Here is a 12,510-nt window from a genome sequence, read left to right on the forward strand (position 1 = left end):
GGGTGGCTGGTGCCCTGTGAGTTGTGTTTTTCCCTGGCGAGTCCAGTTAGCAGTCGGGTCGCCGCTGGTGCTAATGGTGGGGGTGTCTTTCGCGCCCCCCCCCCCCCCCCCCCCCCCGGGCCGGGGTACGGTGCGGTCGCCGATCCGGCGGGCCAGGCCGAAGTCGCCGAGGACGCGGACGGCGTCGGCCGTGAGGCGCTGGGCTCCGTCCTCCGACTGGTAGCCCTTCGCCCACCGCGGGAAGCGCCGCAGCAGTTCGGCCGCCTCGCCGCTGAGCTGTTCCGGTGTCAGTCCGTCCGGAGCGGCCGTCAGCGGTTCCAGCAGGAGCAGGGCGGCGACGCGGGCCGTCGCGGAATCGTCCGGGAAGCGGCTGTCGGTGGCGATCCCGTCCGGGTCGACGAGGAGCAGGCCGTCGGCCCGTTCCTCCAGCACGAAGCCACCCTGCTCGGCGGCGCGCCGGACGATCTGGCGCCCGGTGGGCGAGGTGAGGTAGGCGAGTTCGTCGGCGCCGAGCTCGTCGTGGTGAAGGACGGGATCGTCGAGGAGCCGGCGCAGCACCGAGTGCCGCAGCCGGAGGTTGCGCTGCGCGTCGGAGGCTTCGGCACCGCCGTACCGGCTCTCACGCACCGTGCGGCGCAGGAGTTCCTCGAAGCGCAACGGTACGTCCTGCGCCGGCACGGCCAGCCGGGACGGCCCGACGGGCGCGGCGATCAGGCGCATCAGGACGGTGGCGTCCACCCGGAAGAGGACCTTGGCCTTCGCAGAGTCGACGAAGCTGTCAGTGACGCCGTCCACGGTGAGCAGCGCACCGCAGGCCTCCAGCAGTCTGAGGACGTCCACGAAGGCCATGCGCTCGGACTTGCTCGCGGTATCGAAGGGCGGCAGCGCCTCGTCGGTGGCGCAGGCCTGGACGACCCGGTCGGCGAGCAGACCGACGGTCGTCACCGGCACCGGGAGCAGCTCGGCCGCGACCACGCACAGCAGTGTGTAGCGGCGGCGGTCGAACGGGCCCTTGCCAGCGCGCGGCCGACGGGCGGGGCGCGAGGCGTCGGGGACCGTCCGGATCTTGAGCAGGCGCGCGTAACCCAGGCGCGGTTCCACCACCAGCTGCCAGCCGCAGTGGTAGTCGAACCACTTCGTCAGCGGGTCCTGCCGGCGGCGGATCAGCTCGAAGGCGGTCGGGTCAGCGCGTTCGGTGATCAGCGGCCGGCCAAGGAGGAGCCTGATGCCCCGGGCGACGTCCTGCCGTTCGGCCAGGACCAGTTGGTTGGCGAGGGTGCTCATCCCGCCGCCTCCACGATCGCCGCGGGGTTGCGGATCTCCACCAGGTAGTCGGGCCCCTCCAGCGTCCCACGCGACGTCCGCAGCACGGCCCGCCCGCCGTCGGACAGCGTCCGGAGCACGATCTCGACGCGGCCGTCGGAGGTGACCGCCCGACGCGATCCGTCGGCATCGGGTCGCACGGCCAGTGCCCGGCCGAGGAGGTCGAGCAGTCGCTCGAAGACCGTGTGGTCCAGCGCACCGAAGCCGGAGAGCCGCATTGGCCCTCCGGTGCCCAGGACGTCCCATGCCGCTTGCAATTCGGCGCGCTCCTTACGGGCCCGCTCGGTCCGGACCGCCTTGATGCCACCGATGTCGCGCACCTTCCCGGTGCGCGTGAACCGCTCGGTGCTGCCACTGGTGCGCAGCAGGGCCGACACCTCCACCGGCGGGGCCTCGGCCCAGCTGGCCGATGAGGGAACCAACTCCGGGTCGGGGTGCGCGAGATGGGCGTGACGGGCCGATCCGAGGCCGAAGGCGGCCGACCACAGCCGGTGCAGGTCTTCCTCGCCGGGCGCCGCGGCGAACCAGCGGGCCAGCTCCCGGAAGTCCTGCACGGCGCTGGACGAGCGGCGCCGCGCTTCGGTGATCCGGTCAAGGACCTGAAGGAGCGTCACGATCGCCCGCCGCGCCACATCGTGCAGCTGCTCCACGCGCGGCCGCGCCCCGTCCACAGGCCGGAACCAGGCCCGTAGCCCCTCCCACCGCGCCCGCCGCCGCTCCAGCCACGCGAGTGCGGGATCGCCGTCGACGCCCGGCGGCAGCTCGGCCCCCCGCAGCGCCCGCTCGTGCAGCAGCCCGACCCCGCGCTCCTCGACCCGCTCCACGGCGGCGGCCACCGCCTGCCCCCGCTGGTCGAGGTTGACGAGGAACTCCTGGAGGTACGCCACCGTCGAGGCCTTCACCTCGCGGAAGGTCGCCAGGTCCGCGCCCTCGGCGCGCAGCAAGCGCTGCAACTCCCCGTTGAAAGCCTTAGTGTTGGCCAGCAACGCCGCCAGGTGTCCCTCCAGCTCCTGCAACGTGGTGAAGACCCGGCGGTCCGAGGAGGCGGCATCTCTCAGCAGGACGTACAGCTCGTCGAGCCGGTCAGTGATCGCCTCCAGCACCGCCGTCTGCAACGCCCCCGTCGACGCGAGCACGGACAGCGCGTGCTCGACCCCGGCGAACGCGGCCTCACCACGTCTGGTCAGCGAGTACTGGAGGTTGCGGCGCTCGTACTCCTCGGCACTGCGGTAGTTCTCCGCGTGGTTCTGGACGACGTCCAGCAGCTGCCACTCCCTAAGCTTGAGCAGCGCATCCTGCAGATCATCGTCATGGACGTCGTCGAGCCAGCCGACCGTCCGCAGCCGGGCCCGGACGTCGTCCAGTCCGAGCGCCGTCTCCAGCCGCTCGTTGGCCGCACCGAAGGCCTGGAGGATCGCACCGTAGAGCCCGGCCTTCTCCCCCGTCGTGAACCGGAACATCTCCGCCGGCACCCTGCGCAACGGCTCCCCTCCCCTCGTCCGGGCACCACAGTACGCGGACGCACCGACGCACCGACCAGAACTCTCGACCTCGCATCCGCGCAGCGACGGTGTGATAGACGGCGACGTCCCCGGTGAGCACGAGAGTAGCTTCGGGCCAAGGAGCTGACACAGGGCGGTGACCAGGCGTCTCAGCTCGGCCCGTTCAGCGGCGCGAAATGACCGACAGCGCGGCAGTCAGAAGCCGGTGAGCGCGTCCAGTAGGTCTCGGAGCAGGGCATCGTCGATGGGCGTGCGATGGGCGAGCTTGTTGCGCGCCCGTCGGAGGGTGCGCAGCCGACCGAACTCCTCGTCCGTCAGGGTGATGTCCCGGTGCACGGCCGCGTCGTAGAGCTCGCCGAGTTCCATGGAGGCCAGGTCCGCCGATGAGCCGTTGGCACCGCGCAGGGACTGCCGGACGTAGGTGTCGACGAGCCGGTTGACGCCGCGCACCGCTATGCGCGGAAGCAGCTCGACGAAGCCGACGCGGGCGTCGTCGACGAGGGGCAGGAGAACGCGGTTCTGAGCCTGCCAGACCAGCTTGTCGAGTGCCGCCCCGCCGGAGCGGGGAGTATGACGGATCTGCCCCTCCCAGCTGTCGACCAGCCCGGCCGACCACGCCTCGCGCAAGCCGTTCTCAGGGAGCGGCGCGTACGCCGCTCCGGGCGTGCCGCGTCCCTGGGAGCCCGGCTCTTCGGTGTCGTCCACGAGGCAGCACCCCCGCAGGGCGGAAGCCAGGTCACCGATCGTGCCGTTCCAGGCCCTGGCCAGCTCCACCGCCAGCCCCAGATCGGGACCGGCCGTCTGGACGACGATCTCGCGGCGCAGGGCGTGCTGGATCAGCTTGGTCGGCGTCATGCGGTTGTGCGCCTGTCCGAAGCCGGGATGCGGAATCGCGTCGGCGACGACGGTCGCCGTGTCGAGGTGGTTCCACACCCCCCACCACCAGTGCGGCCTCGACACCGTACCGTCTAGGAGCCCGATGGTGTCCGTCTCCAGGTCCTGGAGGCGGGAGGCCACCAGCAGCCGCGGACGGTCGCTCGGTTTGAGGCCGGCCTCCTTCACGGCGGCCTGGAAGCGGCGTAGCAGCCGGGAAACCGCGTGCGGGTCCGCCTCGGTCCAGGCGCGGATGACGAGCACGAGCGCGCGGCCGTCCGCGTTGCCGACCAGTTCGGCGACCAAGTCCCCGTCCGAACCGAGGCTGTGGGCCAGGCGCGCGGTGACGTCGGTGTCCGGGCCTTCCGCGAGGCGTCCGTCGACGGTGTGTACGGGCGGCGGAACCTCGGACGGCTGGAAGCCCCCACTGCCGAAGACTCCGAACGGATCCCAGCCACCGAAGCCGTCGTCGACGTCGAAGGCGTCCTCGAAGCGGTGGCCCGCTGGCCTGCCCCCGGTGCCGAGCGGCTCCCGGGAGCCCCGCGCTTCCGGCAGGGCCGCGACCGGAGCCAGGCGTGGAGCCGTCTCCTTACCGGGAACGTCCACGACGTCGTCCAGGTCGTGGATCACCTCGTCCACGGCCCGGTCGGCACGGCGCGATGCCACCTCGGCGTCCGGAAACAGCCAGACGCAGGTCAGCCCGGCACGCAGGTCGGCGAGCACTGCGGCGCAGTGACGGCGAGCGCCCGGAAGGTACCGAACCACCTCCGGGGACAGCGCGCCGGCCGGACCAAGGAGATCCGTCACACCGCCCCGCCCTGAACGCGTGCCACGGTCTTGAGCGCGCGGAAGGTGACGCTGTCCACGGTGAGGAGCTCTCCGTCGTCGTCGAGCACCCCGAGCGCCTCCAGGTCCGCCAGCAGCGCCTCGGCCTCGTCCAAGTCGTCGTCGAGCACGACGGCCAGGTCCTGGGGGATGGCGTGGGCCATGCCCTGCCGGTGCTCCTCCACGCTGAACATGTCGGCCCAGCCGGCCATCTGCCCGACACGGCGGTCGGAGAGACCGGCCCTCTGCAGGTGTTTGCGGGCGAAACCGGCCTCGTCCGTCCGGTTCGACATCGCGTCGAAGAGCCTCTCCCGGGGAGCGCCCTGCAGGTACTGGGCGATGGCCTGCTCGACGAAGGCGGGCCAGCCCCCGGTCACCTCGATCAGGTTGCGGCGCTCCTGGACCGAGACGAACGGCTGCTCCGGCCAGGCCCGCAGGCTGGTCGCGTTCCAGCGCCGGGGCTGCGCCCGGAACACGTCCGGGAAGTCCGGGCCGAGCGCGGTCAACGGGTCGACGACGGCCAGCGCACGCCGGCGCGGGATCTCCTTGCCTTCCTCCTCGGACGCCGAGGCGTACTTGGTGAGTTGCTCGACGACGGCCCGTACGTCCACTGCGGGAACGCCCCGCAGATCGACGAAGAGCAGGTGTGGCGAGCGCTCACGGGCCCCTTTGGTGACTGCTTGGCGCAGCTCCGCGGGCGCCACGGGAACGACCTGGCACTCCCTTCCGACGTACTGCTCCGCGGCCTTGGCCAGGAAGTCCGCACCGAGCGCCGCCGAGGCCGTGATCACCGCAGTGCGCCGGGAGAGCACCTCGTGCCACTGCTCGTCCGTCAGCGGACTCATCCGCATGATCCGGCCGTCGTCGTCGATGGACCGACGGGCGACGCGCGGGTTGTAGTCGTACTTCTGCGTGAACTCGCTGGTGCGCAGCTCCGCTTCGAGCTCGTCGCGGGTGCCGAGCATGTTGACGAGGTTCGGGCTGCGCATGACGAAGCTGTTGCTCCGCCCCGGGAGCGGGAGGACCAGTCCGAGGCCTTCCATCTCCATCAGGTCGGTCCGGACCTCGTCCACGCCGTTCTGCTCCGGGAACCCGTCCGGCCACACCCGGTGCGCCTCCTCCTGAAGCTCCTGGGGCGTGTAGCCGCGGGCGTAGCCCTCCGTGAGACTGCGCAGGGCCAGGATGAGCGTCAGGACCCGGTAGCGGTCCTCCAGGTCGATGGTCAGGCGGAGCCGGTCGCGGATCTTGTCCCGGATGCCTCCGGACTCGACGACCTTCTGCACGTCGGCGTTGGTGATCTGGGGGCGCCCGCCCTCCGCGGACAGGGAGCGGCCCTGCATCTCCTCGACCAGTCCCTCGCAGACGATCTGGACGAGGTTGGCCTGGTTGTTGGTCAGCGCCAGGATGCTCCAGACCAGATCGGGGTTCTCGAAGAACAGCCCCACTGCGGCCAGTGGTTCGACGACCAAGTCGATCGCGGCCTTCGCGCGCAGCGGACCGACCAGGACCGGCTCGCCGCCGTGCCCTGTGATCGAATTGGTGAGCCTGTTGTAGCGCTGCACCTGGTGCAGGCCCGCGAATACGATCTTGAACCGTCGCTCGGTGTCGGCCATCAGCTTCATCAGGCCGGTGAGAGTCCGGAAGGTCGACTGCGCCCCCGCCGTCTCGACCGGCCGGGCGTCTGCGTTGAGGAACGCGTCGGCCTCGTCGGCGAGGAACAGGATGCGGCGCTCCTCGCTCTCGTCCAGCCACTGCTGGACCTGTTCGGCAATGGCGGTGGGGGCGGCGTGCTCGGAGACGCCATGGTGGAGCACCCCGGCGTCCTTCAGCTGCTGGGCCAGCACGCTCCAGATCTCCTGCGGGAGCCGGCTGAGCCCGATCTCGGCGAACCGCAGGTCCGTGTAGACCGCCACCTGGTTGCCGCCGTGCCCCGCCCGGAAGCTGTCGGCCACCTGCTGGAGCAGTGAGGACTTGCCGAGCTGCCGCCCGCCGTAGAGGAAGAGGCCGCCCTCGCGGGCCATGATCGTGCTCTTCTCGTCGTCGCGGCCCTTGAACACCTCGGCGGCGACTTGGCCGGCCTGGAACGGCTCGTACGGCCGGTACGAGGCCCACGGCAGCGTCACCCGTTGCACCGCGCGGAAGGAGCGGGCCTCACCGGCGGCGATCCAACCGAACACCGCGGGATCGACGACGATCGCCTGCTGCGGCTTCTGGTGCGAGGCCTGGGCGAGGCGCCGGCGCCCGCCGATGCCGAGCGGCTGCAGGTAAAGGATGATGTTGGCCCCGAGTGCGGACTCGGGCAGGTGGCGCAGCAGGGCATCGGGGCCGAGCTCCTCGGTGCCGACGATGACGACCCGGTAGACGCCCTTGGCCCGGGATCCGATCCGGGACACGTAGCCCGGGACATTGTCGCTTATCTCCGCGGTGATCGAGAGCGTCATCACCTGCCAGTCCTTGCGGTCCTGGTCCACCAGCCGGACCGGGCCCTTGACGCTCAGGCCGAGCATCCGCAGCACGCTGGGGACGTGCTTCTGGAAGGAGTTGCGGCGCTCGTTCAGCCGCCCGAGCGACTCCCAGGCCTCCAGGGCGACCGTGACCGCATCGGTCTCCGCCTGACCGGAGCGCCCACGGGCGTAGTGGCCGAACCACCAGCGCGCGTCGGCCCCGGCGCTGCTGGCCTTGGGCGCGTCCGGGTGGCGCACGCCCTCCAGGAAGGCGGCCAACTCGGTACCGGTCTCCGCAACCTGTTCCGGGATGCGGTCGCCCTTGCGGGCGAAGGAGAGCAGTTCCTCCGCGGTGGCGACGTCGCCGCGGTCGATCAGAGCGCCGATCCGGGCGAGGTCCGCCTCCTCGAGGTTCAGTTCGACCAGTTGCTCGCGCAGTTGGTCCGTCTTCTCCAGCATCCTCTCTTCCAGTCGGGCGACGACCTCCTGCACCTGCTCCAGCAGGCGACGGAACCGCAGGCTCCGGTCCGAGGTCTTGAGGTCGAGGAGCTGAGCCGCCAACTGGCTCTCCTGCTCGGGGGTGATCAGGTTCTGCAGGCGGACCCGTGCGAAGAGGTCATCGGCCTGGCACAGGGTTCCCTCGACCCTGAGGCGCCACTGGGCCGCGGCGTCCCCGAGCCGGCGCCGCCACGTGTCCAGTTGGTTCGCCTCCGGGGCGGGGAGGACGCCCAGCCGACCCGCTGCCGCTAGGTCGACGAGCCGCACCGCGATGTGCAGGTCGCCGCGGTCGAGGTGGGCGGCGAACGCCTGCCCCGGATCGGCCGGCTCCAGGAACTCGAGCACGGCGTCCAGCGCGTCCGGCGCGGTGAGGTCCGGCGCGTCCTGGCCGTCCGCCGCCGTGGTCCAGGCCAGGCGCGGCAGCACGAGCAGCGCGTCGGTGCCGGGCAGGCTGGGCAGGGCCCTTGAAACGCCCCCGGACGTTCCGGTACCGATCCACTCGAGCAGCAGCCGCACCGCTTCGCCGCCGGGGCCCGGAAACAGTGTCGCCTCGTGCGCCGCCCGGAGTGCCGCGACCAGCTCGCTTCCGAGTCGCCGGCTGTCGCCGCGCGGCGGCATCTCGGCGACCTGGACCGCCTCGCGCAGCAGCGCCGTCACCTCCCCGATGCGCACCCTCAACTGGTCCAGGGCCGTCGCGATGATCTTGGTCTTGCGCTGGTTGGGCGAACTGACCCTGCGCGTGGTCTCCTTGATGATCCGGTCGATCGCGTCGTCTTCCCCGTACGTGTCCTCCAGGTCCTGACGGAGCTGCTCGGAGGTGGCACCGCCCGCCGACCACGCCGCGATCAGGTTGAGGGTGCGCCCGAGTTCCGCATCGTCCTTGAGGAGCGTCTGGAGCACCCGGGACGCCAGCTGGTACGCCGTCTTGCTCGTCCCCAGACGGGCCTTGAGGGCCACCGCCCGGTCACGCAGATCGGCCGGGTCGACGGTGTCGTCCTGCCCGAGCCGGACCTCGTCGCCGGGCTGGACGGAGACTCCCCTGCGGATCTCCAGCGCCAGCGTCCGGAAGAGCTCGTTCCAGACCTCGGGCAAGCCGGGGAGCTGGACGAAATCGTTGACGATCGGCAGCGCCCAGCCCGCCTGCAGTCCGCTGCGCACCGCGGCGGCCAAGGCAATGAGGTAACCGTCGCGGTCCTCCGCGGTCGGCAGCGCCTTGTCCTCGACGCCGATCTGCAGGTTCATCGCCGCCTGCTGCCCCGGGGCCAGCCCGAACGCCGACGTGGCGAAGGCCACGGACTCGCACCGCTCCGGGCGCTCCCGGGCGGCCAGGGTCAGCCAGTACGCCTCGGCCAGCCTGCCCTCGGCGATCATCCGCTCGACCGGGGAGGAGGTGGCGCCGGTCCGCATCCAGACATCGGTCGGCCCGACGCTCTCCGGCGCCTCCGCCACCACTGCGGGCTTCGGCTCGGCCTGGACCGATGCCTGCTTCGGGATGACGGGCGGGTGGACGGTGCGGGACTCCATCGACTTCACTGCCACGCCGGCGGGTTGCTCGCCGACCGAGGTGGCGGAGGCGGTGATGGCGGTGGTGGCGGGGTCGGTGCCGCCGTTCGGCTCGGCCGGCCACGCCGGCTCGGTCGGCGCGGGGGCCGTGTGGACGAGCGTCGGTACGGGTCCGGTCGCGCTGTCACGCGCCTCGGGCTCCACCTGTGCGGTTTCCGGGCCGGCCTGCTGCACCTCGAAGAGCAACGTGTCGAGGGTGTCCGTGAGTTGATCCGACGTCTCGAAGGCTCCCTCCGCCCGCTGCGTGTCCCCCTCGGCCGCGACGGGCACAGCATCCGTCCCCGCCGGGGAGGGCACTTCCCCGCCGTCGGCGCGCCCCGTTGTGTCCGGCTCGGCGGGTTCCTCCGGACGGGCGGCGTCGACCGGGTGGGACACGGGTTGCCGTCCGTCGAGCGCCTGCAGCTCCTGGAGCCGGGCGTCGATGGTGTCAACCTCGACCTGCAGCGCTGTCAGCACACCCGGGTAGCTCACCTGGCCGAGCATGGCAACGAGCCTCTCGCGTTCGGCCGTTGCCGCAGCGATCTCCTCGCCGATCCTCGCCGAGCGGACGTCCACCAGGATTCGATCGAGGTCGTCATGGGTCTGCTCAGTCGCCCACTCGGCGTCGGCGCCGATCCCGAGCACCAACTCGGCCACAGCAGCCCGCTGACCGAACCAGGCGTCCACCGCTGCGGACAGCTCGGCATCCCGCCGCCCCGCTCCTCTGCGGACATCCACCGCCAGGTCCTCCAGCCGCCCGGCGAGCAACTCCCCTTGCCTGCGCAGGCGGTGCGCAGCGGCTTCGAGCTTCTCCGGCAGGTCGTCGGACACCGAGTTCTCCCCGTCTGCGGCTTCGGATCGCGTGCTGTTCGGGTCCCCGCACCGGGCCTCCCGTGAGGTCGCGCCGGACGCACGCGCCTCCGCCCTGCTCGCGCGTCGGGGGCGTTTCGGCTCCGGCCAGTCCGCCGGAGTGGCGGCGGCCTCCCACAGGGTGTCCCAGTGCTCCAGGACGTGGCCGCGTCCGGGTGTGCCCTCGTCGCCGAGCGGATACGAGTGGAGGGCGAGGCAGGCGAGCGCCGGCGGCAGGTTCGTCAACGCCGCCCTCAAACGCTCGGTGTCCACACCCCGCAAGCCCTGTTTGGCGACATCTTGTTGACGGACCATCTGGTCGGCCACCTCGCGCCCGACTTCGGCGATGTGGAGGAGCAGATCCGCAGGAGCCTTCGCGACCCAGGAACGCATACCCGCGGCACTCACGCGGGCCTGTCGGGTCGGCTCGCCCTTGTATCCGAAGGGATGGCCGTGCGCAACGGTGATGAAGGCGAGCAGGCGCTGGAGGGCGTCCGGCGGCTGGCTGGAGAGCCAACGGCGGAGTTCAGGAGCTGGCGGCACGCCAGTCATCTTCACACAGTTGTGAGTCCGTCTGCAGGGGAACCGACCAGTACAGCAGTTGTTATTCGGCGCTCAAACATCAGGATTGCCACCAGCTCGCGCGCACGGCATGGTCGCATGGGCAACTACTGCCCGAGGCATTCTCGGTGAGTGACAATCAGCTCGCGGTACCAGGCGTACGAGGCCCTCGGCGTGCGTTTCTGCGTCGCGAAGTCCACGTGCACGAGCCCGAAGCGCTGGCGGTAGCCCTCCGCCCATTCGTAGTTGTCGAGCAGTGACCAGGTGTAGTAGCCGCGCACGTCCACGCCCTCGGCGACCGCTGCGGCCACCGCGTCGAGGTGGCCGGCGAGGTAGTTGATGCGGGGCTGGTCGTCGAGGGTGTCGGCCGTCGAGCAGCCGTTCTCGGTGATGGTGACGGGCGGGAGGGCGGCGCCGTAGCGCTGGCGGAGGCCGACGAGGAGTTCGCGCAGGCCGTCGGGGACGACGGGCCAGCCGAAGGCGGTACGGGGGACGCCCTCGATGGGGGCTTCGGCGAAGGGGAGGCCGGGGTCGGTGGGGGCGGCGATGCGGGTGGGGTTGTAGTAGTTGACGCCGAGGCCGTCGAGGGGCGTCCCGGCGATTAGCTTCAGGTCGCCGTCCCGGACGCTGCCGCCGAGGTCGGGGGCCACGCCGTAGGCGGCGAGGTCGGGGTAGCGGCCGAGCAGGAGCGGGTCGGTGAACAGGCGGTTGTGCAGGGCGTCGTAGGCCTCCGCGGCGGCCAGGTCGGCCGCCGAGGAGGAGGCGGGCCAGACCGGGGTGAGGTTGTTGGCGATCATCACCTCCAGGCCGCGCTCGCGCAGGGCGGCGGCGGCCAGGCCGTGGCCGAGCAGCTGGTGGTGGGCGGCCGGGAGGGCGTCCAGCATCAGGGTCCGGCCGGGGGCGTGGATGCCCATCGCGTAGCCGTAGACCATGTGCACGAAGGGCTCGTTGAGGGTGATCCAGGCGGGTACCCGGTCGCCGAGCCGGTCCGCGACCAGCGCCGCGTACTCGGCGAACCGGTACGCGGCGTCGCGGTTCAGCCAGCCGCCGGCGTCCTCCAGGGCCTGCGGGAGGTCCCAGTGGAAGAGCGTGGGCAGTGGGGTGATCCCGGCGTCCACCAGGGCGTCCACCAGTCGGTCGTAGAAGTCGAGCCCGGCGGGGTTGACCGGGCCCGCGCCGGTCGGCCGGATCCGGGGCCAGGCGATCGAGAACCGGTAGCCGTCCAACCCGAGGCCCCGCATCAGCGCGATGTCCTCGGGATACCGGTGGTAGTGGTCGCAGGCCACCGCCCCGGTGTGCCCGTCCCGCACCGCGCCGGGCCGAGCGGCGAACACGTCCCAGACCGACGGGCCGCGACCGTCCTCCTCGACGGCCCCCTCGATCTGGTAGGCCGCCGTGGAGACGCCCCAGCGGAACCCGGACGGCAGTTCAAGTCGAGCCTGCATGACAACCTCCTACAGAAACGCGAGGAGGGCTCATGTTACTGGTCGGGCGCTGAAGCACCAGAGGTGGACGACCACGACACCTGGCGCAGGACACCGGGACCCCACCGAACCACCACTGCTCCGACCGCCGTTTGGTCCACCATCAGCTCCGCCGGCCCGCGGGTTCGGATCGCAGCGGGCGGATCAGGACCGACCACCCGCCGGCTACCGACGGTCCTCCAGGCGGCGTTTCACCTTGAGCGTGTCCCGCTCGACTGACGGGTATCTTCCCCGCGCTGGCCGAGCCCTGGGCCTTCGGACCCTGCGGCAGCACGGGACCCGCACCACCTTCTCGGTCGGACATGCCATCACTGAGAACGTCCGTAAGGCCGTCCGCGTGCTGCCAACAGTCGTGCCCGGCATGGCCGAGCGGTGCCGAAGGGTTCCCGAAGGCCGGGAACCGGCCCATCCGGGCGTTCGGGCCGCGCCGCAGGGTCGGCCCCATGGCGCAGGCGAGCTGAGCGATTCCCGAAGGCCGGGTGGCGGGTCGGGGCCGGGGGGGGGGGGGGTCCGGGGGAAGCCCCCCCCCCACCAGGGGAGGGGGGCGCTGACCCTCCGGCATTCCCGCTGGCTGGGCGACAGGGCCACCCAAGTGGGGAAACAAACGCC

Annotated in this window: 5 protein-coding genes; all 5 read right to left on the reverse strand. The window is 71.6% G+C overall.

Translation table 11 applies throughout. The features are described 5' to 3' along the window. The coding region (locus ACZ4UX_RS30005; RefSeq protein WP_465708935.1) for a TIGR02678 family protein at positions 1 to 1,284 on the reverse strand (1,284 nt) is incomplete at its 3' end. Then, positions 1,281 to 2,783 carry a TIGR02677 family protein gene (locus tag ACZ4UX_RS30010; RefSeq protein WP_465708936.1) on the reverse strand — a complete coding sequence of 501 codons (1,503 nt, stop codon included), beginning with the start codon at positions 2,781 to 2,783 and terminating at the stop codon, positions 1,281 to 1,283. The genes ACZ4UX_RS30010 and ACZ4UX_RS30005, both read right to left, overlap by 4 nt. Positions 2,784 to 3,020: 237 nt before the next feature. Beyond that, a complete protein-coding gene (locus ACZ4UX_RS30015) occupies positions 3,021 to 4,364 on the reverse strand; it encodes a hypothetical protein (protein WP_465708937.1) in 1,344 nt (447 codons plus the stop codon). A 137-nt stretch (positions 4,365 to 4,501) separates the two neighbouring features. Then, on the reverse strand, positions 4,502 to 9,838 hold the full coding sequence (locus ACZ4UX_RS30020; protein ID WP_465708938.1) for a coiled-coil domain-containing protein: 5,337 nt from the start codon (positions 9,836 to 9,838) through the stop codon (positions 4,502 to 4,504). 686 nt (positions 9,839 to 10,524) lie between these two features. Further along, entirely contained in the window at positions 10,525 to 11,862 is a 1,338-nt protein-coding gene (locus tag ACZ4UX_RS30025; protein WP_465708939.1) for a GH1 family beta-glucosidase, read from the reverse strand. Between the last annotated feature and the right edge of the window lie 648 nt (positions 11,863 to 12,510).

Source organism: Kitasatospora sp. NPDC028961, assembly GCF_055564815.1.

Excerpts from the sequence above, each read along its gene's own strand:
- ACZ4UX_RS30010 (WP_465708936.1), bottom strand. The coding sequence starts at position 2,783 with ATGTTCCGGTTCACGACGGGGGAGAAGGCCGGGCTCTACGGTGCGATC.
- ACZ4UX_RS30025 (WP_465708939.1), bottom strand. The coding sequence starts at position 11,862 with ATGCAGGCTCGACTTGAACTGCCGTCCGGGTTCCGCTGGGGCGTCTCC.